Annotated in this window: 15 protein-coding genes; 8 read left to right on the plus strand and 7 right to left on the minus strand. The window is 62.4% G+C overall.

What is annotated here, in order from left to right:
- Window positions 1-564: 564 nt before the first annotated feature.
- Together Pan216_RS11080 and Pan216_RS11085 are read left to right on the plus strand one after the other, a co-directional pair.
- Complete coding sequence (locus tag Pan216_RS11080) at window positions 565-1,452, plus strand: sigma-70 family RNA polymerase sigma factor (protein ID WP_419193520.1); 888 nt, start codon at window positions 565-567, stop codon at window positions 1,450-1,452.
- Window positions 1,453-1,470: 18 nt separating this feature from the next.
- Entirely contained in the window at window positions 1,471-2,778 is a 1,308-nt protein-coding gene (locus Pan216_RS11085) for an SRPBCC family protein (protein WP_145258056.1), read from the plus strand.
- A gap of 373 nt (window positions 2,779-3,151) precedes the next feature.
- Here Pan216_RS11085 and Pan216_RS11090 read toward each other — a convergent pair whose 3' ends face one another.
- From Pan216_RS11090 to Pan216_RS11100, 3 genes are all read right to left on the minus strand, one after another.
- On the minus strand, window positions 3,152-4,234 hold the full coding sequence (locus Pan216_RS11090; RefSeq protein ID WP_145258057.1) for a hypothetical protein: 1,083 nt from the start codon (window positions 4,232-4,234) through the stop codon (window positions 3,152-3,154).
- A 48-nt stretch (window positions 4,235-4,282) separates the two neighbouring features.
- Window positions 4,283-5,104 carry a coiled-coil domain-containing protein gene (locus Pan216_RS11095; protein ID WP_145258058.1) on the minus strand — a complete coding sequence of 274 codons (822 nt, stop codon included), beginning with the start codon at window positions 5,102-5,104 and terminating at the stop codon, window positions 4,283-4,285.
- A gap of 263 nt (window positions 5,105-5,367) precedes the next feature.
- Window positions 5,368-7,113, minus strand: a complete 1,746-nt coding sequence (locus Pan216_RS11100) for a MotA/TolQ/ExbB proton channel family protein (protein WP_145258059.1) — start codon at window positions 7,111-7,113, stop codon at window positions 5,368-5,370.
- 630 nt (window positions 7,114-7,743) lie between these two features.
- On the opposite strand from Pan216_RS11100, the gene tssI reads away from it, so the two are divergent.
- The 3 genes from tssI to Pan216_RS11115 all read left to right on the plus strand — a co-directional run bounded on the left by tssI (window position 7,744) and on the right by Pan216_RS11115 (window position 11,749).
- A complete protein-coding gene (tssI, locus tag Pan216_RS11105) occupies window positions 7,744-10,479 on the plus strand; it encodes a type VI secretion system tip protein TssI/VgrG (RefSeq protein WP_419193521.1) in 2,736 nt (911 codons plus the stop codon).
- A 19-nt stretch (window positions 10,480-10,498) separates the two neighbouring features.
- Window positions 10,499-11,059 (plus strand): DUF6931 family protein, encoded by a 561-nt coding sequence (locus tag Pan216_RS11110; RefSeq protein ID WP_145258061.1) that lies wholly within the window; start codon window positions 10,499-10,501, stop codon window positions 11,057-11,059.
- Window positions 11,060-11,164: 105 nt separating this feature from the next.
- Window positions 11,165-11,749 (plus strand): hypothetical protein, encoded by a 585-nt coding sequence (locus Pan216_RS11115; protein WP_145258062.1) that lies wholly within the window; start codon window positions 11,165-11,167, stop codon window positions 11,747-11,749.
- 101 nt (window positions 11,750-11,850) lie between these two features.
- Here Pan216_RS11115 and Pan216_RS11120 read toward each other — a convergent pair whose 3' ends face one another.
- Window positions 11,851-14,205 (minus strand): serine/threonine-protein kinase, encoded by a 2,355-nt coding sequence (locus Pan216_RS11120; RefSeq protein WP_419193522.1) that lies wholly within the window; start codon window positions 14,203-14,205, stop codon window positions 11,851-11,853.
- 892 nt (window positions 14,206-15,097) lie between these two features.
- Window positions 15,098-15,718 carry an HdeD family acid-resistance protein gene (locus Pan216_RS11125; protein WP_145258064.1) on the minus strand — a complete coding sequence of 207 codons (621 nt, stop codon included), beginning with the start codon at window positions 15,716-15,718 and terminating at the stop codon, window positions 15,098-15,100.
- Between the two features lie 543 nt (window positions 15,719-16,261).
- Here Pan216_RS11125 and Pan216_RS11130 point away from each other — a divergent pair.
- Window positions 16,262-17,332, plus strand: a complete 1,071-nt coding sequence (locus Pan216_RS11130; protein ID WP_145258065.1) for a peroxiredoxin family protein — start codon at window positions 16,262-16,264, stop codon at window positions 17,330-17,332.
- 239 nt (window positions 17,333-17,571) lie between these two features.
- Here Pan216_RS11130 and Pan216_RS11135 read toward each other — a convergent pair whose 3' ends face one another.
- On the minus strand, window positions 17,572-17,997 hold the full coding sequence (locus Pan216_RS11135; RefSeq protein ID WP_419193523.1) for a response regulator: 426 nt from the start codon (window positions 17,995-17,997) through the stop codon (window positions 17,572-17,574).
- Between the two features lie 370 nt (window positions 17,998-18,367).
- Between Pan216_RS11135 and Pan216_RS11140 the strand changes: the two genes are divergently transcribed.
- The gene (locus Pan216_RS11140; RefSeq protein ID WP_145258067.1) at window positions 18,368-20,140 is read left to right on the plus strand and encodes a hypothetical protein; all 1,773 of its coding nucleotides are present in this window, start codon (window positions 18,368-18,370) and stop codon (window positions 20,138-20,140) included.
- Between the two features lie 44 nt (window positions 20,141-20,184).
- Window positions 20,185-21,306, plus strand: a complete 1,122-nt coding sequence (locus Pan216_RS11145) for a caspase family protein (protein ID WP_145258068.1) — start codon at window positions 20,185-20,187, stop codon at window positions 21,304-21,306.
- Window positions 21,307-21,536: 230 nt separating this feature from the next.
- On the opposite strand, the gene Pan216_RS11150 is transcribed toward Pan216_RS11145, so the two are convergent.
- Window positions 21,537-23,078: an MFS transporter gene (locus Pan216_RS11150; RefSeq protein ID WP_145258069.1), complete on the minus strand. Its 1,542-nt coding sequence runs from the start codon at window positions 23,076-23,078 to the stop codon at window positions 21,537-21,539.
- Window positions 23,079-23,219: the final 141 nt, after the last annotated feature.

Raw genomic sequence — 23,219 nt, forward strand, 5'->3', positions numbered from 1 at the left:
ATGCCCATACATGCGTGATCCTCTGGGCATGGCACCGAAGAGCCGGTACCCAAGAGCCGGCACTCGGGGCAAGCCGCACTCATTGTGTCAGCTCGTGAGGAACATCCGCGTTCTTCCTTGAGATCCCGTCTGCGCCTTGCGAGCCGCTACGTCTGGCCCGCTCTTCATGGCGCCAAGACACATCGCTTCCTTTCCGCCAAGATCTTGATCCGAAAAAAATGAACGATTTGACCGAAAATGTCGTTTCGTCCCACCGTGGGGTTTCGTGGCAAAACCAGCAGGAATCTTGAGAAATGACAGGAAAATACTTTGGAGAAAGGCAAAGGAAGACGTCACGACCGGCAGGTATCGCTTGACCGACCGAAATCCTGGAGTATCAATAAAGTGAACGTTTTGATCGTTAACCGTGATCGTCCACGAAAGGGCCACCCCATGACCACCGCGTGTCGTTCAACGCCGAGCAGCCGCAAGAAGACCAACCGGGTGGGCACCGTGGTGAATCAAAGCAACGCCCGCGCGTCGAAACCGCGGCCCTCCGTCGCCTTGCTCGAACGAGCTCGCCAGATGACGGAGACGGAAATCGAGTTCGTCGACAACCAAGACTTCCGCAAGCGCGGCGCCGAGGCCGAGATTCTCGGGGCCTATCCCGTCGCCACCAAGCCGCCACGGCGCCGCAAGCCATGGACGCCGCCGACCGACACGGGGCTGGGCAGCTATCTGGTCAGACTCAGTGACGAGGATCTGCTCACGAAGGAGCAGGAGGTTTACCTCTTCCGCAAGCTCAACTACCTCAAGTACAGGGCCGAGTGCCTCAGACGAAAGATCAATGTCGATCGGCCGAAGGAGTCCGCGCTCGACGCGATCGACGAGTTGCTCGCCGAGTCGAGGGAGGTGAGGGGGAAGCTGATCAACGCGAACCTCCGCCTGGTCGTCTCGGTCGCCAAGAAGTTCATCGACCCGACCAACACGCTGGAGGAGCTCATTAGTGAGGGGAACATCGCGCTGATGCGGGCGGTTGAGAAGTTCGACTACAGCCTCGGTTTCAAGTTCAGCACCTACGCAACCCGGGCGATTCGTAACGGCGTGAATCTTTCCTCGATCCAGCAGACGCAGCGCAATCGCCGGTACGTCACCGGAGGCGATCAGATCTTCGAGGTCACGCAAGCCGCGGACGATTGGGACTCGGACGACGACCAACGATTGCGCGACGCCCATGGCACGATCGTTCGACTGCTCGACTGCCTGGATCCGTCGATCCGCGAGGTGATCGTCGCACGCTTTGGACTGGAGGCTCCCGGACAAGCCCAAACGCTCGAGGAGATCGGCAACCGGCTCGGTGTCAGCCGGGAGCGAGTTCGCCAGATTCAAGTGCGAGCCCTCCGAAAGCTTCGTAAGATGGCCGAGGAAGAGCAAGTCGAGGGAAGCGAGGGGCCTCCCGCACAAGACTCATGAAGGTGATCGACCGACGGCATGGGCAACCATCACTTCGTTCGCGAGTGCCGGATCGAAGTTTCTTCCGAGGAGGTCTTCCGCTGGCACGCCCGGCCGGGGGCCTTTGAACGACTCAATCCACCCTGGGAGCCCGTTCGTGTTCTGTCGCGGACGGGCTCGATTCATGATGGCGACGAGTTGGTGATCGGCATCCCCGCCGGGCCATTCACCAAACGCTGGCTCGCCCGCCATTCCGATACCATCGACGGCGAGCAGTTCCGCGACACACAGATCTCCGGCCCGTTCCACCAATGGGTTCACACCCACCGCTTCGAGTCGATCGACGACACTTCGACTCTTCTGAAGGACGACATCGACCTTACTCTGCCGCTCAGCCCAGTCAGTGACTGGATCGGGTGGGAACTCTTCGAGAAGAAGCTCGATCGCATGTTCGCCTACCGCCACCGGATCACCAAGGGTGACCTCGAACGGCACGCGGCGTTGGCACCGCCAACACCGTTGACCTTCGCCGTCGTCGATCCGGACGGAATCGTCGGTTCGGCGCTGGTCCCTTACCTCTCGACGGGCGGGCATCGGGTGCTTCGCGTTGTTCCGGAACATCGGCTCGAGGAGGATCCGTCGGATCAACTCGATGTGCCGCGCGTTCGGTGTGACGAGCGTTCGCTGGCCGACGTTGATGTGTTGATCGACCTGACCTACGCGGGACCGGATGATGGCGCGACGGTCTTTCTCTGTTCGGTCCATGGCTGGAAACGACGTCCTCCGGTCATCATCACCGCCTCGACGGGAACCGACTTGGGCGAGCACGGGGACGAACTCCTCGATGACTCCGATTCGTCGGGGAAACCAACGCATGACGGCAACGGCGCTCGCTCGCTCCAGGAGAAGGGAACGCGAGTCGTCAACTTGCGGATGGGGATGGTGCTGACGCCGACCGATGGTGTCCTCAAGCAGCTTGGTCGCGGATTTCGCGGAGGGGCGAAAGGGGCGCGGGACTGGCGGGAGCGTTGGTGGAGCTGGATCGGGCTCGACGATGCACTCGACGCCATCCTCTACGCGGCGACCAACGAGGAACTCTCGGGAGCCGTCAACGTCGTGGCGCCGGAACCGACCAAGGGCCGGGAGTTCGTCGAGACACTGTGCGGGCTCCAATGGTCGGCGGGGCTGACACCGCTCTCGTTCGTCAATCGATGGCGGACGTGCCCAGGCGGCCGACAGCTCGCGACGAGCGCGCGCCTCGCGCCAAGCCGACTCACCCAGGCGGGTTTCAACTACCGTACGCCCACACTCGAGGCGACATTGCGCCACCTACTCGGGTGCGTTTGATCCACCGCTGATGTCGTCCCAACAAGGCCGCGTCGCCGCATGCCCCCCCGGCGCGTGTGAGCAAGGTAGCCGAGAGTTTTCTGAGCAATGAACCAACCAATCAGGACACTAGGCTCCGTCTCAAAAGTCGGCCCTGGCTTCGGCTCGCTAAGTTGCCGCGGGACTTTGTCGGTCTGCATCGGCGAATCCAACGGATTCGCCTGTTTCGACCTTCTCGTGCCCCATCAACTCGCTGTGCCTCGGGCCGACGATCAACTTTTGAGACGAAGCCTACTACTGCGTCAAACGCTCGATTTCGAGTTGTGAACCCACGATCACTTCTCACTGGATGATCAGCAGCCAGTGCCACCCGAACTTGGGATCTGACAAAGCACTAGTCGATCGTGTCAGTCGGAGGCGCTGGCTTGTCGGACTTGGGTTGTGGCTTGGGCGGTTTGTAGCCGGGACAGGTGAGTTTGACCTTGCTACCGAGCCCCTCGCGGTACTCGGCCCCTTCCTCGTAGGGCACCCAGCCGGCCGCGAATCCCTTTTCGGCGGCGACTTCACGGGCGGCGAGGTAGGCTTCGTAGCTGTCGCTCCAAACGAGAAACCGTAGATACTGCTTGCGGGGATCGATTTTGCGGAGCCGGCGCTGGAAGACCGAGGTCGACTTGGAGATGTTGTCGAGCGGATCGCCGCGGTTCTCGCGGTGTTCGAAGACCATGTAGGGAAGTCCGCCTACGATCTTCATCTTCACCCGAAAGAAGGTGTCGGTGACGGCGCGACGATCGAAGAGCTCCACCAGCTTGTCGCAGTCGATCTTGTTGTTCTTCATGAGCGAGCGTTGCGCCTTGCCGATCAACTCGATCGTGTCCTCCCGCAACTTGGAACTGTCCAGGGGCATCAGCCGGTTGCCCTGGCAGACGAACGTGACGCTGCTGGCTCCCTTGGGAGCGGGACGCGGATCGGGTAGATTGACGATCTTGCCTTCCGGGTCGGGTCCGCGCGCGGGCGTCTTGGCCAGTCGTGCCTTCAGCGACGCGAGCTTGCTCTGACGCTCGTTGATCTGCTTTTCGAGCTTCGCCACCTGATCTTGGTGCTTGTCGACATCCTTCTGGATGGCGTTGGGATCGACCGAGATGTTCTTGAGCGCCGCGAGATCCTTCTTGAGTTCCTCGATCAGCTTCTGGCTGTCCTTGAGATCGACGCGCTCGTCGGCGGTGTCGGTTTCGGCCTCCTCGAGGTCGATTTTCAATTCGGCGAGCATCTCCTTCAGACGCTCCGACTCCGACTGGGCCGAGGCGAGCTGATCGGGAGTGATCTCGTCGACGAAGCCCTTGATGCGCTTGACCGCGTCGCTGACGCCGAGCTGGGTCACGACGAGCATGATGACGAGGATGCCGACGACATTGGTCATCGTGTCGAGCAGCGAGTCGAGGCTTGCGCCACCCCCACCGGCGTTGTTACGTCTTGCCATCGGTCACTCCTCCTCGGAGTTGGGAATCGCTCGCGGCGGACCTAATCGCTAGCTGCCGCGTTTGAACATGCTCAAATCGATGCGTCCATGGGTCGTCAACGGCAACTTGCCGTTGGGGCAATAGCCGTTGGGTCCGTAGTGGGACCGCGCGAAGTAGTACGCGGTGCGATAGCTTCCCACGCCGTCGGGACGAATGAGAAAAATGATCGTTCCCTTCTTGCGTCCCGCGACGGTATCGAGCAACTTGCGGAAGTCGCCGTCCTTCTTCGTGATGTCGCCGCGACGGATTCGGATCTCCTTCTTGTCGCCGAGGATCGCGATGCTGTTGGCGGCGCACTCGACGAAGGTCGCGTCGAGGTTGTGGCCGCTGCCGCCAGGGCGGACTTGCACTTCGGCTTCCTTGGGGGGAGCCTTTCGCTTCTTGATTTCGGCTTCGAGCTTGGCGATCTGCTTGTCGAGTTCTCCGGGCTCCGTCTCAATTTCCTTGACCCGTTTCCGGAGGCGATTGAGCTCGGCGAGCAGCTTGCTCATCGACGATTCGAGCTGCTTGTTGTCCTTTGACTTGCGGTCCTTTTGCGACTCGAGTCGAGCCAACTCCTCCTTCGCGGCGAGGAGTTCCTCACGCAGTTTGGCGGCGTTGGCGAGGAGTTGCTTGAGTCGTTCCAGTTCCTCGCGGTCGGCCTCGAGCTTCTTCTTGAGTTCGTTGAATTCCTCGGAACGCTCGACGACCTCGGGCGACTGTTCGGTTTCGATTTGGCTCAGCGCGAGCCCGGTGATCATCAGCGTCAAGGTGCCGATCACGCAGGCGAGAATACTCAGGAAGGGGAAGAGGGAGACCGCTTCGCTGTCATCCTTTCTCCGCTTGCCCATCGTATCGCATCTCCTTTGGGATCGCGTTTTCCACCGTCGGTCAGGCGGTTGCCTGACGCGCACGCCGGTTGGCCTCTTGTTCCCCTCTCCCGGTGGGAGAGGAAGCCTCTTGTTCCCCTCTCCCCGTGGGAGAGGGGGAAGGGGTGAGGGGGCTTACTTTCGCCGAACCGCCGTTTACTTCAGAGCGTTTCGTCCCCTCACCCGTCTCGCTTCGCTCGCCGACCTCTCCCCGTGGGAGAGGTCAAATCTCCCACCCTACATGTTCAACTGCCGTTGCTGCGGGAGAAGAAACTCCAACCGCCGCGACGGGGCTCGATCCGGTTCTCGACGACGACTTGGCGTTCGCCGAGCCGTTCGAGCACGCCGTTGAGCGACGAGACGCCGGTCTCGACATTGCCGAGGCACTCGGTCAACTCGTGCGACGACTTGCGGACCGAGTCGATCATCTCGCTTTGAGCGTCGATGGAGCGTTCGGCGACTTGGCCAATCAACTCCATCGTGGTCTCCGAACTCTTTCGGGTCGATTGGGTCAATCCCTCGATTGAGTCGCGGAGTTCACGGACCAGATCGGCCAGGCCGCCCTCGACCTTCTGGCGTTCCTGTTCGGCCTCGACCAGGGTCGCTTCGGCGCGGGCTTCGGCGGCCTTGGAGACTTGACTGAAGTTCTCGGCCAGAAGTCGCTGGGTGTCCGCGAGGGAACGTCCGACACTCTCGAGCGAACCGACGATCGAAGCCTGCTTCTCGCCGAGCTTGGCCGCGAGTGTGTCGACTTGCTTGAGGTACTTGGTTTGCCGGACCTGAAGTTGGTCGTCGATCTCTTTCCAGCTCTTGCGGTTCTCGTCGCCGAGGGTCGCGCCAATCGCTTCGAGCTTCTTGGTCCAGGTCCGCAGTTCGGCGTGGTGGTTGGCCATCGCGCCGTCGATCGCTTGCTGCATCGCCCCTTCGTCGATCGACGCGGTCGTTGGACGATCGCGATTGACGTCCTTGAGACGCTTGAGCAGGTTCTCGTTGCAGTATTCATCGACCCAGTTGAGCAAATCCTCTTCGGACTTCTGCATCGTACTGGTCGGAATCATGACGCAGATACTCATCACCAACGCGATGAGGGTCGTGTCGAACGCCGTGGCCAGACCGCCGGTGACGCTATTGAGCGAATCCTTCAGGACGGAGATGTCCTGAGCTCCCGAAAGCGACCCGGAAAAGCCGCCCACCGCGTCGCTGATCCCCATGACGGTGCCGATGAAGCCGAGGATCGGAATCGCCCAAATGAAGACCTTCAGCATCGTGTAGCTGGAGCCGACCGCGTTGGCGTCGATGTCCGACTGCGACGAAAGGCGATCGGCGACTTCCGGATTGCTCTTAAGGACACGGAAGTGTTCGAGACCGCGGAGGACACGATTGACCAGAAAGCTCTCGGTCGGCTGGACGGGTAGCGAGCGAACGTGCTTGGTGAACTCGCCGGCATTCTTGACCGTGATCAGTTCGCCGATGTCGTTGGGTAGGAGGTCGAAGAGCATCGACTCCTTCTGACGGCTCAGTTTGCGTTGCTTGAGCACGAGGATCGCGGCGGACCAGCCCATCAGGAAGACGAGGGCGATCGGCACCCAGCCGCGCTCGTAGAAGAGTTCCCCGATGAAGAGATGGCGGAAGGGGAACAGGGCGCCGTAGAAGACGACGAAGATAGCGAAGCCGACCGCGGCGCTGAAGCCGAGACTGACCTCGGTACAGCTTTCGCCGCTTTCGCTACCACCGGAATGCTGGGTCGTGGAACTCTTCCCGCTGGGGGCGGGCCGCTTCTCGCCGCCGACCGCGGGGCTTTGATCGGGACTCGACGGTTTGGACGGGCTGTCCGCGCCGGCATCCCAAGGCATCTTGTCGTCCTCGGGAGACTCGTCCCGACTGACGACTTGGGAGTGATGGCAGTACGGGCAGCGAACCCGACGGCCGATATTCTCCTCGCGAACTTTTAGCTTCTTGTCACATTTGGTGCAGACGAACTCAAAATACATTGGCCAACTCCACGGCCGAGAACTCTTTGGCGATGGGAAGCAGCACGATGCCGATCAGCGTAGAAGATGACTTTCGGTCCAGTCAGACTGATGAAGGTAGCGTGGGGAGCTTGTCGAATGTTTCATCGCCGTAGGGCAGGTGAGGGCGTCAGCCCGGACCAGGGAGGGGCAAGCCGGATGGGCTGAGGATCCGTGAGTGATGCCCGTCCTCTCCAAACTATATACGGTACCGCTCGGACGCTCGAGATCAAGGTTCCCGCGTCATTCTTCCTCTTCCATGACGCGATCGGTGGTCGAGTTTTCCGGCCATCCCGACGATGCGAGCGGTCCGTCGCCGCCGCGCCGCCCACCCGTTCCGATTGACCTCCGGGGATCGTCCCGCTATGCCCGGCCAACTCGACGAGGGATTCCCGGGGGATCCAGCAAGGTGCGATTTTCTCCTCACGGATGTGTGCGACAGGACACCGTCGACGGCTTGACAGTGAGCTGGTTCACACACTTCCCGACAAACTCTAAAACGCGTTCGCGAGCGACTGTCTACCCATTGATTTTCCCGTATCAGTTTCGGATTGAGCAGGGTACAACAAGGCTCGGCCGATGAGGCTGGAAGACCCAATGGAGCTAGCGAAGATGAGTTCAGTCGAGACCGCCCAGTGGATCGCGTTGACAACTCCCCTCGGAACGGACACCTTCCACGTGACGCGGTTCGAGGGCCGGGAGGAGATCTCGCGACTCTTCGTGTTCAAGCTCGACTTGCTCGTCGACAACGCGACCACCATCGATGTCCGCGATGTGGTCGGTCGTCCCGCGAGCCTGCGTTTGCGGGACATCGGCGCGGGCGAGCGGTTCTTTCACGGCATCATTCGCTCGCTACGACGCCGTCGGCGTGACGCGACCTTCACCCACTACCAAGCGGAACTCGTTCCCGCTTGCTGGCCATTGGCGCGGACCAGGCGTTCGCGGATCTTCCAGCGCAAGACGGTCCGGCAAGTGTTGGAAGTCGTCCTGCGCGGCTACGACGTCGCCTTCGAGCTGAGAGCCGACTACGAGCCACGCGAGTACCGCGTGCAGTATCAAGAGTCGGACATCGATTTCGTCAATCGGGTGTTGGAAGAGGAGGGGCTCTACTTCTACTTCAGGCACACCGAGTCCGCCCACCAACTCGTGATCGCCGACACCTCGACGCAGTCGGCGACTCTTCCCGGACTGAATCCACTCCCGTTTCGCGCGACGCAGGGCGAATCCTCCATCGATCCGAGCGTGTCCGAATGGGAGATTGTCCAGGATGTCGCCACCGGGCGCGTTTCCATCGCCGATACCGCCTACGGATTGACCCAACGCGATGTCCTCGCCAGCCGGGTCCCCGAACGGCAGATTCGCGTCGGCACCGAAGACCGACCCGTCCTCACCTGGAACGACGACATCGAAGCGACCCAGTACCCGGGACACTTCGCCCAGTGGTACGAACAAGAGGGGAACGGGGGTGTTTCGCTCGATGGGATCTTCGCCGAGTCGACGCGCCTGGTCGATCACCTGCTCGAAGCCGACTTGATGGGTAGCTTCTGGGTCGACGGGAGAAGCAACGCCGTGCTGCTGAGTCCCGGGTTCCGGTTCGCGCTGACTGGCGACGCTCCTCACGATGGGGAGTATTTCCTCCGCTCGGTCGCGCACGTGGCGACACAACCGCCTCCCCGGGCTGGCGGCGAGGAACCGAGCAGCTACGCGAACAGCTTTCGTTGTATTCCGGTCAGCTTGCCATTTCGTCAGCGGCGCCGGACGCCGCGCCCGACCATCGCGGGCGTTCAGACGGCGATCGTTGTCGGTCCCCAGGGAGAGGAGATCTCCACCGATACGCTTGGCCGGGTCCGCGTCCGTTTCCCGTGGGTCAGGGAGGAGAGTGGCGGCGCGGAGGAGTCGGTTTCGATTCGCGTTGCTCAACTCTGGGCCGGTCAGGGATGGGGAGCCAACGTCATTCCGAGAGTCGGTCAGGAGGTGGTCGTCGCCTTCGAAGAGGGGGATCCGGAACGGCCTCTGATTGTCGGCAGCGTCTACAACGCGACCCAACGGCCTCCGTTTACTCTTCCCGAAGAACGAACGCGAATGGGGATCCGAAGCGATTCTCGGGGGGGGGACGCGTCGAACTTCAGCGAACTACGGATCGAGGACGCCTCGGGACGCGAGCACGTGAAGCTCCACTCGGAGCGCGATCTCTTTATCGATACCGAACGGCGTCGGGAGGAACTCGTTGGCGAGCGCTACTGGATCGGGGTCGGCTTTCCGTTCCCCTCCGGATCTTCCAATGGTGGCTTCCTGTCCGAGCCAAACGACAATAGCCAGACGTCGGCGCCCGCGTCGCCCTTGGCACCGTCGACGCCACCAACCACCACTCCCGCCGCGCCGGCGACGACCGGTCTGGACGACCCGCGCGTCGCGTTTAACTCCCATCCGCGCCCCGAGGCGCCGACCCGGTACGAGTCGGACGAGGACGAAGTCGTCACGAGTTCGGATCTCGACCCCGGACCGACGATCGGCCACTACAGCGCCAACGGCTACTACGAGGAGTATGTCGTCGGCTCACGTTCGGAGGTGACCCAGGGCTACACCCGCCAACAATACGGACTCCCCGATGCGATCACGTCCCGGGAGATCGTCAACCACGGGCCCGTGGTCGAAACGATCAACGGCAACCATCTCGAGACGATCGACGGCGACTATGTCTCGCGAGTCACCGGCCGCCGCGAAGTGATGATGGAAGGGGAGAGCGATCTCTCGGTCGCGATGGGCGCCCGGCAGGCGGTCACCATCGGCAACAACACGGTCGTCAATCTCGGCGGCTTTCAGTTGAACAACGTCGGGCTGATCACGTCGCTCTCGATTGGGGTCGGGCTCTCGATCACGGCCCAGGAACGCAACATCTCGATGACCGCCCGTGGGCTCGACTGCAACCTGAACGCGGATCTCCTGCGCACGAGCGTGAACGTCGGCTTGTACGAAGTGAGCTATCAGAACACCGAAAGCTCGCGCCGCAGCGACATCAAACGCGAGACGACGGTGATGACCTCCTACGCGGTGACGGCGGGAACGGACCTCATGCTGACCTCGGCGGCACTGGTGAAGGCGTCCGCGCCGGTGGTCCTCATTGACGGCATGGCGACAGTCGACATCACCGCCGGGGTGCTCACGCTCGACGGAGCCGCGATCACGCTTCAAAGCTCCGCGATCGCGTTGACCGCGCCGACGACGATCACGGGGGCCACGTCCATCACCGGCGCCGTCAACGTCACCGGCGCCTCGGTTTTCACCGGGCCCGTCAATGTCGTGGGAGCCCTGACGGTCAACGGCAAGCCAGTCATGACCATGGGCTAACCCGAGGAGGAGATGAGCAGTGACTCCACTTGATGACCCGCCGATCGCTCGTTCGTCGGCCGAAATCGCGGCATCGATTCCACGGTTCAAGGACGAGGCCCGCGCGATCTGCCAAGAGGCTGCCAGCCCCGGCGAAGCCCTCGAGCGTTTGGTCCGCGAGGAACGACTGGCCGAGGCGCTCTGGTTCGTGGCCTACGCCCTTCCCAAGCGAATGATGGTCTGGTGGGCGACTCTCTGTGTCGGCTCGGCGACGAAGGACCATTCGCTCGATCAGAGCGAAGAGGCGGTGACCAAGCGGATGGTCGACTGGGTGATGAAGCCCTGTCCGACCTGTGGTCAGCACGTCCGCGAGGCGCGCGAGTCCGTGGGGGATCGCAGCCCGTTCGCCCGACTGGCCGATGCCTTTGGACCGATGGCCGGGACCGATGAGGCCCATGGTCGCGGTCTGATCACGGCCGGCTTGCTGTCGCTGAGCACCTACCGGGGGCGGGACTACAAGGGGACGATTCGTCGCTTTCTGGAGCTGGGACTGGAAGTTTCCCGCGGGGAGCACTTGTGGCCCGAGACGGCTGACGCGTGACGGGCGAGTCCGTCGTCAAGTGATTCGAGCATCCCCGCGCGGGCAAACCCGAAGCCCGAGGACGTCCGGCGACTCGATCGAGACCAGGGAGGAAATGAGATCACGATGTCCCTCGAAATGATGAAGAGCAATCTGGCGAAGATGGAAGCTCACATCCTCTCGGACCTGAAGCCGGAGGATGCCCAGAAAATTCAGGAGCAGTTCGCGGCCCTGCGCGGAGAGGTCGAGGAGCACGTCGCCCGCGCCGGCGAATTGCTCGCCAAATACGACAAGGCCGACGATCCCAACTGGAAGCTCCTCGAGCAACTTGGCGAAAAGGAACTTCTCATCCCGGAGGTCGAATGGGCGCGCGACCACGAGGCTTGGTGGAACCGGCACGATTGGAAGTCGTTCGGGCAGCTCTCCGAGAAGGCCCGGCAGCGACGCGACTCCGCGGTTAGCGACCCGGAAGCCTTCACCGATTGGGCCAATCAGGGTTCGTGGATTGACACGTACGCCTCCACGCTCGACGAAACCGGCCCCCCCTCGACGAATGCCGAACCGGCCGCCGGTGGGGAGGCGAAGGATCGTCTCAACAAGTGGCTCGGTTCGAGTGAACCCGCCAGTGACGAAGCCACGAACCCACCATCGGAACCCAAGTCCGATTGGCGAACCTTCGAAGGGTTCGAGAGTTGGTTCGATCACGGCTGACGCCTGCATGACACAAGGCGGGTGATCCACCATCGAGGTCGACCGGCGCTCGCGGCAGGCAATGGCCTGACCTACGGGAGAGCGGTCGGACGTTGCTTCGCTCACACCGACGATTGGGCGAGCCGCGTCATCGACCGGGAGAAGAAGAGCGCCAGGGCGATCGCGATGAGGACGATCGCGGAAAGACCGATCACCAACTCCAAGCTGAGCACCTGCGATTGAGAGACGACCGCGCTGCGCGGGTAGGTCAGGAAGAGGCCGATCGCGTCCTTCTCGGAGACCTTCGGCAAGTAGACGAAGCGCCCGAAGATCATCTCGTTGCCGTCGTTCGACCGAAAGACTTCGAGCGTCTTGTTCGCCTCGGGCTTGTCGAGTAGCTCTCCCACGGAGGTGTAGTGCGTCGCGATGTTCCCCTTGGGTAGCTCGGCGTCCCGCTCGGGGATGAAGGCGAAGAAGTAGTCGCCCTCGAGCGTCGTCAAGTAGGCGGTCTGCTTCGGGTCGCGATTGCAAAGTTCCTTGAAGATGAGGAAGTAGTCGAGAAAGGTGACGAAGACACCGCTGGGCGTCTCGCTGTCGCCGAGATAGATCGGAGTGGCGACCACGACCCCGGGACGACGAGCGGTCGGATCCTCGGGGTCGGCGAAGCGGGTTTGCTGGACGTGAACCTCGCCGGGCTGAAGCTTGAGCGCGGTGGCGACATCCTCGCGAAAGCCGAGCTGTCGCAGCGACTGGGGCGGGGCGGTCGCGACGCGCGAGTCGGTGGTCATGGTGAAGTTGGCGCGGAGGATTTCGTTGCCCTCGGGGTCGATCACCTCGGTCTCCAACAGGCCCGGCTCGGCCGCGAGGATTTGGCGAAGCTGCTTGATCACGATCGCTCGCGTCGTTGCGTTGACACTCCCGCTGGTCTTGTGGTCTTGCAAGGCCTTCTGAACCGACGCGAGTTCGGCCCCCATGCGGACGTTGTTGATCTCTTGCCGCACCTTCGACCGCATCGCGGCGGCCAACTCGTGGGCCTGGTTCTGCAAGGTCATCATCTGCAATTTAAGCAGCGTCGACCGGTTCTCCCAGCTCTGGGTCGCGATCGTCGAGGCGATGCAGATGACCAGCAGCGTCAGGACCGCGAAAATCTGGGTCAGGAGCCGATGCCGTAGGGCCCACCGCGCGAACCGGCGCGAGAGTGGCTCGCGATAGACCGAGACGGGGTCACCCGCGAGCGCGTGGCGCACATCGCAGGAGAGGGCCATCGCGCTGGAGTAGCGTTTGTTGCCGTCGAACGCCATCGCGGTCGAGGTGATCGCGTCCAACTCGGAAGAGACGCCCGCCTTGATCGAGCGCGGACGTGGGGCGGGTTCCTTGGCGATCCGGGTGATCGATTCCGCGATCGTCTCTCCGGGGCGTCGCTGATGTGGCTCGTGGCCGGTGACGATGTGAAAGAGGATCGCCCCCAGTCCGTAGATGTCGGTGCGCGAGTCGATCTCGGGGACATTGCCGGCGGCTTGCTCCGGAGCCATGTAGGCAGGCGTCCCGACGACTTGGCCGACCTTGGTTTCGACGTCGTCGTCTCCATCGGCGATGGGTTCCGCGTCGACCTCGACGTCGTCCTCCTCGGCATCGACGAGTTTGGCGAGCCCCCAATCGAGGAGCATGACCTCGCCGTAGGTACCGAGGATGATGTTGGCCGGCTTGAGGTCGCGATGGATGACGCCGCGCGAGTGGGCGTAGCCGACCGCCTGGCAGACGTCGATGAAGGCTTCCAGCAGCGTGCGAAGCGTGATGGGGTGTTCGGGATCTTGATCCTTGTCGCCGTGCGAGCGGGCGATCGCCTCATCGAGGGTGAGCCCCTGAATCAACCGCATGGTGTACGAGGGGCTCGAGCCGTTGGTCGACGGGATCAACTCGTAGATCGGAACGATGTTCGGATGCTGCAATTGCCCGGTGACGCGGGCCTCGCGGAGGAACCGCTTGCGGGCGGTTTCGTTCCCGGCTAGTTCCGGCTTGAGATCCTTCATCGCGATCGTTCGACGGAGGGTGGGATCCTCGGCGCGCCAGATGCGTCCCAAGCCCCCTTGGGCGAACATCTCGACCGACTCGAACCGCGCACCGGGAGCTCCGCCCTTCGAGTGAGCTTCATCGACGTCCGCTTGAGGGACGACGAAGGTTCGGTTGAGAAACGCCTGGATCGCGGTGCGGTTCTCCTCGCGAAAGGCCTGCCGGAGTAGAAAGCAGAGCGACTCGTCGGCATCGCCGCCATCGTGGTTGAGGGTGTCGTCCAGCCGCTCGCCGAGCGTCTGACGGGCTTGCTCGTGCAGGGCCTGTTCTCGAACCAGCAGGTCGGGGAGGGTGAGATCCTGACTCTCGGCCCAATCGGTGAGGATCTCCATGAGGGCCTCGGAGTCGACGGCGTTCTGCCGCAGCGCCAGGAACGCGAACAGCAGGTCTTTGGCGGTCTCGCTCATCGTGAACTCACCCTCGTGTCCCAAGGTACGCGGTCGCGATCGAGGCACGTCGCCGCTCAATCCTACCTTACCTCGCCCCCGATGCATCGCCGAGGTCGCCGCATCGCGAGGAAAGACAATCGGCCGCTCGGGTATTTGTATCGCGGTCGGGAGAAGGTTCCGTGAAGCAACTCACGAAGCGGGGAGGAGTGAAGGATTCGGGGAGGGCTTCCTACTCGTCGGGTTGGGGCTTGCGGTGGCAAGTCTTCTCGACGCGCCGCCCTCATCTTGCTGACACGAAGGTAGTGGTGCGACTACGTCTGTTGGTCAGGTATTCTTCGACTCTCCCTCTGGGAGAGGTCGGCGAGCGAAGCGAGACGGGTGAGGGGAAACAACGCCATGGAAAACAAAGCGATTTGGCAAAACGCAGCCCCCTCACCCCTAACCCCTCTCCCACGGGGAGAGGGGAACAACTGGTTCGCTCTCCCACGGGGAGAGGGGAACAACTGGCTCGCTCTCCCACGGGGAGAGGGGAACAAGAGGCTCGCTCTCCCACGGGGAGAGGGGAACAAGAGGCTCGCTCTCCCACGGGGAGAGGGGAACAAGAGGCTCGCTCTCCCACGGGGAGAGGGGAACAAGAGGCTCGCTCTCCCACGGGGAGAGGGGAACAAGAGGCTCGCTCTCCCACGGGGAGAGGGGAACAAGAGGCTCGCTCTCCCACGGGGAGAGGGGAACGAAGGAGGGGAACAAGAGGCTCGCTCTCCCACGGGGAGAGGGGAACCTAAGAGCCTGACGCATCGACGTCATCGGACCAGTAGCAATCAATCAATGCGCGACATCAAGGGCTGGCCCCAAGCCAGCCGTGACAATCGATAGCGCGAAGGCCCTGACGACGCGAGATCGACGGGTCGCCTTACTGAGAATTGGTTCCCACCGAGGACTTGGCCGAGAGGGCGACCATGATCATCGCCCAACCGCCGAAGATGAGATCGACCCCAAGGAAGACGCCGAGTACCCACGCGGCGCTGAGAGGGAACTCGAAGTAGATGAACGCGCCCAGGACCACGCCGACGATCCCGCTGAGCAGGAGCCAGCCCCAGGGACCCGACGAGCCGATCTGGACCGACATGATGATCTTGAAGACGCCGTTGACCACGAGGAATGCGGCTAGCAGGCTGGTGAGCGTGAGGATGCCCGCCGCGGGAAACCAAAGGGCCAGCAACCCGAGGAAGGTCGCCGCGACGCCGCAGAGCAGCGACATGATGAAGCCGCCCCAGTCGCGAACCCAGAAGGAATGGATCGTCTGGGAGAGCCCGCCGATGATCAGGACGACGCCGATCGCGATCTCCACCCACAGCGTGGCCAAGAAGGGAACCGAGATCGCCACCATGCCCAGGAAGACGAAGCCGATGCCCAAGAGGAGGAAGAAGAGCCAATGCTTGCGCCACGTCTCGCGCACCTCTTGCAAGACCTGCTCGGCGGTCTCTTGGGGCGATTGCTCTTGGGGAGTCTCTTGATTCTCGGCGCTGCTCATGGGGGCACTCCGTGGTGAGAATTCGGATCGTCGATGCCGTTTCGGTGCCACCTGATGGGGGCACAACGTCCGATCATAGTGGCTTCTCGGGGAACGGCACGGGCAAAAGTCGACTCTGGAGCGTTGATTTTCGGCGGCCAATCCCCCCAACCTGAAAGAGGGACACCTACGAGGCAAGGCGGAGAGATCGGCGCCCGATTCGTTCGGCTTCTCGTTCCGCGAGAGCGAGTCTGCCTAGCAGCCCGTTGATCTATTCGCTACCGGCTAGGAACGGCCCTCTTGGCCAATCTCGGCGTTGTCGAAACTCGACGAATCTATGGATTCGCCTGCGTTTCTTCTCCTTGGTCTTGGCCAGCATCGCTCGTTCTCGCCTTGGCCCGCTTCAATCAGCGGGCTGTTAGGGACCGCTGTCATCGGGTTGCCACGTCGGTTTCCCTCGCTCGCGACGGACGTTTCGAGGCGACGGTCGTAAGACAAGCGCCGACGCGGACGCCGCCTGAGTGAAATGGCGGTGTCGCCACGGTCGGTCGAGGAGATGGGTCGATGGACATCGGGTCGGGACTGCGCTGGGTCGCGTTCATGTACGGCGGGTACTGGCCGCTGATCACGCTCCTCACGCTCGGACTGGGGGCGCTCCTCTTCACCTGGGCCAGCCGACTGTTGCTCAGAAGGCCGCCCCGCTATGTCGCGGTCGCGTTCGCGAGTTTCCTGGCATTGGCGGCGGGGATGACCCTCGGCGTGCTGATGATCGACCTGTTCGGTACCTTCCCCCACGAGTCGAAAGTCATTGACGGCTGGATGTACGGCGCGGCATTCTTGATCGCGTTTCTCGTTTCCGGCGTCGTCCTCAGTTGGCTGCTGAACGTCGAGTTTCGCCTAACCCTACTTCTCTGGACGCTCGAGTGCATCGGCATGGCGCTCTTGAATGTCGCCCTCTTGAGCACGGTCTTCGTCGGCGGTGGGACGGTCGGAGGGGTCCGTTTTCAAGAGGATGCCCGCAACCTGCGTTCGTGGATTGGCAAGGCGGCTCCCGATCTCAGTTTCACCACTGTTGCTGGCAAGCGGATGTCGCTCGCGTCGCTGCGCGGCCGGCAAGTCGTCCTCGACTTCTGGGCGACGTGGTGCCCCCACTGTCGCGATCAAATCGCTCAACTCAATGAGTTGGCCACGCAAATTCCCGCGGAGCAGGTGACGGTGATCGGCATTAGCCAAGAGCCGGCCGACGAAGTCGAGGAGTTTGTCCAGGAGCACGAGTTCTCCTACCCGGTGGCGTCGGTCGAGGTATTGCCGTTGCCGTACGACTTGGTCTTCGCGATCCCGACGACTTTCTTCATCGACGAGCGGGGGGTGATCAAGGCGATCGATGTGAGCGAGACGCCGCTCGATGAAATGGTGAGGCAGCTCAACGAGGATGGCTGGGTGCCGCATCTTCCCTCTCCGTCGCGCGCAAGCCGACTGCGGGGAGAGGAGGGAGCATCGAAAGAAGCCGTGAAGCCGTCCGCGTTTCCAGAGGCCTCCTTGCTTGGAGAGCCCGAGTCGACTGCCCCAGCGCCCAAGGAGTCCGGCGCGACGCCCACCCGTCAGGGGACATCCACCAAGAAGACCTCGCCTTAGTGTCTATCTAAACGTGAGCGTCGTGTTGGCGGAGTCCGACGATTCCGGCACTGACCGCTAGTGGCAGTGGCACCCGGAGAGTCAAATGGGCCATTCCGCTGGCGAACGATATGGCAAGTTCGTCGGCAAAGGGCTTCATGAGCGCCGAGTGGGTACACGCTCGCATGGAGATGCGGGAATCGCCAGAAATGCCGGGACCTGGCATCGCAAGAGACGCTTCGGCAAGTTGTTCGACGTGCCTAGACCGACGGTTCAAAGGAGCGAGCTTTGCCTATGACGCTCTCCCATCGGGCGATGCGATCGTAGGCCTGGTCGACGAGCGTGCTGAGGAAGTCCATGTCGAGGATCGGTTTGGTCAGGATGTCGTCGGCCCCCGCTTGCCGCGCATCGGTCAGATTCCCGAGCGTGGCGTAGCCGGTCATCATGATGACCTTGATGGAGCCGTCGTAGGCCTTGATTTCCCGGAGCAGTTCGATTCCGGTCATCCCCGGCATCTGGATGTCGAGCAGCGCCAGCGGAAAGCCTTCACTCTGAACCAAGTCCATCGCCTTGAGCGGATCGGTGAGCACGGTGACGTCGACATCGGCGTAGCGGAGATATCGAGCGATGGTTTGAGCGACGGCCATATCGTCATCGACGACCAACAGCTTTCGATTCGGAGTCATAGGTACCTCTCTCGCGGTTGCCAACTCAGCGCTATGGGTTCCGGCTTCGGCCATTCTATTGTCAAGTTCAACCCTACCTTCTCGCAATCACTCGAAGGACCCAAACAGGGAAATGGTGATGGGCTTTATGGTGCATTTGTGGCTTCGCTGGCTCCTGATTGGTCGCGGGCGTTCCGGTAGCTCGTCGATACGCCTCGCCCTCGGACGGTCGAGAAGACGGTCGTTCGAACGTTTCGGGACGTTCTCGCTGACGAGATTTTCGCTACGACCGGAAAAAACCGCCGGTTTCGCGGGCTGATCCTTATCATGGGTTAGAGCCCCTAGGGAACATCCCGTGGACCCTGTCGACGCCGCAACGAGAGGTCAGCCGATGCGCCATCTGTCAAAGTCTCTTCTCGTGACTTGCCTTGCCCTTGCGTTCACCGCTCCCGCACAGGCTCAATTCAAGATCTTCGGGGGCAACCGCAACTCCAATCGCAATTCCGGCTCGAGCGGGAACCGGAACTCCGGGTCGAGCGGCCAACGCCAAGGTGGAGGCGTCGGCAACATCTTCCAACGCATCCAAGAGAACAAGAACCGCCGGTTGCAGGGCAGGCTCGACGAGAAACGCGACGATCTCTCCGACCGATTCGGGAACACCAACAAAGCCGAACGCAAGCTAAAGCAGTTCATCAATCGCAACGGCGAACTCAAGCAGTGGATCAATAACGGCCGCGCCGATCAGGCGATCTCCGACGCGAAGAAGAAACTCTTCGGAGGTCGCGACTCCGGATGGGGCCACGGGGGGCCCCAGCGGGTCTCGCCGGTCTACGAGCACGACTACCAGAGCCGTCGGTCGAATTACTACGGCGCCCGTCACGTCGCCGAGCCGAATCTCGAACCGGCCAAGGAGCCGGAGGCGACGGAGGAAGAGCCCGAAGAAGAGAAGGAGCTGGCTCAGCCCGAAGCGATTCCGAGCAACGAGTTCGCGCTCTACGTGCCGCCCGCGAACCAACAGCTTCTCGATGATCTCAGCGCCGCCTTCGACAAACGGCTTCTCGCCCAACTCAAGCTGATCGAGGACGAACTGCACCCCGGCCTGATCATGGAGCAAGATCGGGATAGCTTGGTCAACGCCCTCAACCTTCGCGGCGCGACTCGTGAGGACATCTTCGACGTCGAGGATGCCATCGAGTACAGCGACGATCCGAGAGATCTGAACAACGCCCTTCGTCGGGCGGAGATCCCCGATCGCCGCGTCTACACCAAGCGTTTCGAGCTCAAGGTGGCCCTCGACGAGCTTCGCGACAAGTCCCTCTCGGGAGACTTTCGTGGCGTCCGCCGGGCGACACAACAGCTTCGCGTTGTGATGAAGGATGCCGGGCGGGTGACCGGGGCTCCGCGTCCGCGCCATCTGACGGCGTATCTCGACGAGGTCGAGGAGTTCACTCGCTACAAGGACGTCGTCGACCTCCATCCCGCCAACGGCGTCTGGCATCCGGAGCTAGATAGCCAGGCAACGGTGATCCATGTACCCGGTATCGCGCCTGGCGACATCCTCTACATCGGCACCGACGTCGTCGCGGTCGGCCCCAAGGCGGGCGATACCGACATCTCGATCGATCGTCGCAAGGTGATCGAACTCGTCAGCAGCACCGCCGTGGCGATGAAGGATCTGGGTGAGGAGCCGCCGCTGGGCATCGTCTTGGTTCGCAACCCCGCCGAGAACAAGGGGACGATCAAGTACACGATCGGCGGCGAGGAGTATACGTTGCCACCTTCGTACATCCAGGAACTCGGCTCCGAACCGGTGAAGGTCACTTTCGAGAAAACCGAAGGAGGCGAAACGCTCACTTACGAGCTCGAGCCCGAGACCTACTACGACTTCGTCCAGGGCGAGGAGGGTTGGGACCTCTACACCCGTGAGTTCGAGGTCGTCATCGACAACAGCAACAACAGCGAAGACTTCTACTTCATGCTCGCCGACGGTCCGCAACGGATTCGCAAGGGTCGGATGGCGATCCTCAAGAACAGCGAGCCGATTCGGATCGACTTCGCCAGCGGCGGCGAGGTCCAGCCCGCGCCGCACTACCTGACCCACTCTCACTACAAGATCGGCGTCGACGACAAGGGGGAAAAGGTCGCCCTCGTCGAGGTCCAATAGCGGTTCGCGCCAGCGACTATTCATTCGGAGTATTGGATTCGACCATGACAAGACACGGTTGGTTCGTTCTTCTCGTCGGGATGGTCTTTGCAGGCCATGCTCACGCCCAAGTCGATGTCGAGCGCTCGGTCGTCCGCCGCGGCAATCGGGACTTCAGCCAGCGTTGGGCGGTGATTATCGGGGTCAACGAGTACCTCGACACCCGCGTCCGCAATCTTCGCTACTGTGTGTCCGACGCCCACCTGCTCAATGACACGCTGGTTCAGTACTGCGGCTACGACGCCGACAACGTCCTGCTGATCACCGATCGCCAGCAGAAGGCCCACCTTCGGCCGATGAAGCGAAACCTGACGACCCAGGTGCGTGACTGGCTGTCGTATCCGGGCGAGGAAGACACGGTGCTCGTCTACTTCTCGGGCCACGGCTTCATCGATCGCGCGGCCCAGGGCTACTTGGCACCGCAAGATTGCGACCGCGACGCGCTGATCAAGACGGCGCTGCGGACGCAGGAGCTTCGCGACATGCTCAACGAGTGCAAAGCGAAGCAGAAGATCCTCATCCTCGACTGCTGCCACGCGGGAGCGGCGAAGGGCGACGAAGGGACCGAAGCGGTTTCCAATCCGACGCTGAGCAAGGTCTTCGAGGATGCCAAGGGGCTCATGACGATCGCGAGTTGTACCTCCAACGAGAAGTCGCAGGAGTGGAGCACGCTCAAGCATGGGCTCTTCACGTACTTCCTGGCCGAGGGGCTTCGGGGGTCGGCCGACCGCGACGGCGATCGCATCGTCGATGCCGATGAACTCTACCGCTACACCTACCAGAAGGTGCGCACCACCGCGCAGCGCGAACTGAACCTGCGTCAGACGCCCTGGCGTCAGATCAGTCCGGACATGATCGGCATTCCCGCGTTGGCGGTGATTCGCAACCAGACCCGTCGTCCCGGAAAGGTCGCCGACGACAAGGGGGAGATGGTGACCCACGTGGTGGTCTCAAGTCCCACCGCCGAGGTCGAGTTTCAGAACCGGGTGGTCTCTCGTCCCGTCCGCGAAACGAAGCTCGTCGTCAAGGAAAAGCGCGGCGCCTGGTACTCGGTCTACACCGACAGCGACAAGAAGGATTGGGGCTGGATTCACCGCGACGATGTCCGCGAACTGAGCGAGTTCTAGGCTCCGTCTCAAAGCTCGGCTTTGGCTTCGACTCGCTGCATCGGCACGGGACTTTGTCGGGCTGCATCGATTGGCTGAGCCTCGGGCCGACGACCTAATTTTGAAACGAAGCCTAGTACTCCGCGATGCGTCTCTTCGTAGGGTGGGTCTCGACCCACCACTCCCCGGTGAAACGGGCCAGTCGTTCATCACGAAGGTCCATCGATGGGCGCTTCAGGCAATGGCTTGACCTACGCGGAAGACGCCGACTCACCATGAGGGCGTCGATTCTCTTCTCGAGACAACTCCATCGGCCGAACGAAAAGCGCCAGTCCCGCCCCCGCCGCGGTGAAAAGGGCCAAGTAGACGAAGACCGCTTGGTAGGCATCGGCGCGGCTCTTGCGATGGGTCCATCCCCCGAGACTCGCCCGAGCCTGCTTCTTGCGTTGCTCCGGCGATTGACCCCGGTCGCGAAACTGCCGGTCGAGGGCACCGGTCGTCTCGGCGACGATGGGGCGATCGCGGGTGATCTCGAGCCGGCGACGATCGAAGACCGAATCGGTGGTCTGCGTCAGGCTGATGGTCGCCAACGCCCCGACGATGAACGCGGGGATGGAGCGGGAGATGTTGAAGATGCCCGCCGAGCGCAACGCCTGCTCGTCGTTCAGAGGCTGAAAGATCGTCACCAGCGTCGGCGAAATGACCAGGCCGGCGCCGAACCCCCAAGAGCCTAGCTGTAGCGCGAGCCACCCCTTGGCGGTGTAGAGATCGACCGCCGAAAGCCGCCACGTCATCAGCGCCATGAGGGCGATTCCCAGCAGCATCCGCCATCGTCGATCGCGATCAGATCCGAGGACCGCGCCCAGGTTCGCCGACAGGAACATCGCCAGTGCCGCCGGGAAGAGGATCAGCCCTCCTTGCCACCACTGGTAGAGCCGGGCCCCGATCATGTAGCTCGAAAGCAGCGCGATCACGACATAGAGGTTGGCGCTGACGATCGACTTGATCGCAATCCCAAGGGCGACGTTGCGTAGCCCAAAAGGTCGCAGGCTGATGAGCGGGTTTTCGGCCAGCAGCCCCCAGACCACGAACGAACCGAACGCGACGAGGAAGGTCGCCAGCCACAGGAGCAGGGAGAGACTGTTGAGCCAACCGAGGTATTGTCCCCAGTCGAGGACGACGTTCAACGAGAGGATCCACCCGAGCAACAGGATGAAGCCGACCACGTCGAGCGCAAGGGGCTTGCGCGGACCGGGCTCCTCGGGGAGCATCAGCTCGGCGCAGACGAAGGCCCCCAACCCGAGCACGACGTCGAGCAGGAAGATTGAGCGCCAGCCCAGGGTGTACGTGAGGTAGCCGCCGATGGTCGGACCGAGCAGGGCGGGGATGTAGACCGCGCAGGCGTAGATCGCCATCCCCATGCCGCGCCGGCCGGGAAAAGCTCGCCACACCATGACCATCGCGGAGGAGATCGCTAGCCCCATCCCCACGCCACCGACGAGTCGCGAGGCGGCGAGCCACCTCACGTTCGGCGCGAGGGAGCTGGTGATGTTCGCGATCACGAAGAGGACGAGGGCGACCAGGTAGCTGCCGCGCAGTCCCCACCGGCTGGCGCAGAATCGCGTGAGGGCCATGCCGCTGGCGCCGCCGAGCAGGTAGGTCGTGTTGATCCAGGCGATGCGATACTTGTCGGTTCCCAGCCCGTCGATGACGTCGGCGCGGGCGATATCGATCATCGCGGAGTGGAGCATGATGGTCGCGAGGCCGGGGAGCAACCCCACGAGGGAGTCCATGGGCGCCCCGTTTCCTTCGGACGGGTCTTTGGACGCCCCGTTTCCCTCGGACGGGTCTTTGGACGCCCCGTTTCCTTCGGACGGGTCTTTGGGCGCCCCGTTTCCTTCGGACGGGTCTTTGGGCGCCCCGTTTCCTTCGGA

The organism is Kolteria novifilia (assembly GCA_007748055.1).
Classification (GTDB): domain Bacteria; phylum Planctomycetota; class Planctomycetia; order Kolteriales; family Kolteriaceae; genus Kolteria; species Kolteria novifilia.

Excerpts from the sequence above, each read along its gene's own strand:
- Pan216_RS11115 (WP_145258062.1), top strand. The coding sequence starts at position 11,165 with ATGTCCCTCGAAATGATGAAGAGCAATCTGGCGAAGATGGAAGCTCAC.
- Pan216_RS11095 (WP_145258058.1), bottom strand. The coding sequence starts at position 5,104 with ATGGGCAAGCGGAGAAAGGATGACAGCGAAGCGGTCTCCCTCTTCCCC.
- Pan216_RS11085 (WP_145258056.1), top strand. The coding sequence starts at position 1,471 with ATGGGCAACCATCACTTCGTTCGCGAGTGCCGGATCGAAGTTTCTTCC.
- Pan216_RS11090 (WP_145258057.1), bottom strand. The coding sequence starts at position 4,234 with ATGGCAAGACGTAACAACGCCGGTGGGGGTGGCGCAAGCCTCGACTCG.
- Pan216_RS11150 (WP_145258069.1), bottom strand. The coding sequence starts at position 23,078 with ATGGACTCCCTCGTGGGGTTGCTCCCCGGCCTCGCGACCATCATGCTC.
- Pan216_RS11120 (WP_419193522.1), bottom strand. The coding sequence starts at position 14,205 with ATGAGCGAGACCGCCAAAGACCTGCTGTTCGCGTTCCTGGCGCTGCGG.
- Pan216_RS11135 (WP_419193523.1), bottom strand. The coding sequence starts at position 17,997 with ATGACTCCGAATCGAAAGCTGTTGGTCGTCGATGACGATATGGCCGTC.
- Pan216_RS11130 (WP_145258065.1), top strand. The coding sequence starts at position 16,262 with ATGGACATCGGGTCGGGACTGCGCTGGGTCGCGTTCATGTACGGCGGG.
- Pan216_RS11100 (WP_145258059.1), bottom strand. The coding sequence starts at position 7,113 with ATGTATTTTGAGTTCGTCTGCACCAAATGTGACAAGAAGCTAAAAGTT.
- Pan216_RS11140 (WP_145258067.1), top strand. The coding sequence starts at position 18,368 with ATGCGCCATCTGTCAAAGTCTCTTCTCGTGACTTGCCTTGCCCTTGCG.
- Pan216_RS11145 (WP_145258068.1), top strand. The coding sequence starts at position 20,185 with ATGACAAGACACGGTTGGTTCGTTCTTCTCGTCGGGATGGTCTTTGCA.
- tssI (WP_419193521.1), top strand. The coding sequence starts at position 7,744 with ATGAGTTCAGTCGAGACCGCCCAGTGGATCGCGTTGACAACTCCCCTC.
- Pan216_RS11080 (WP_419193520.1), top strand. The coding sequence starts at position 565 with ATGACGGAGACGGAAATCGAGTTCGTCGACAACCAAGACTTCCGCAAG.
- Pan216_RS11125 (WP_145258064.1), bottom strand. The coding sequence starts at position 15,718 with ATGAGCAGCGCCGAGAATCAAGAGACTCCCCAAGAGCAATCGCCCCAA.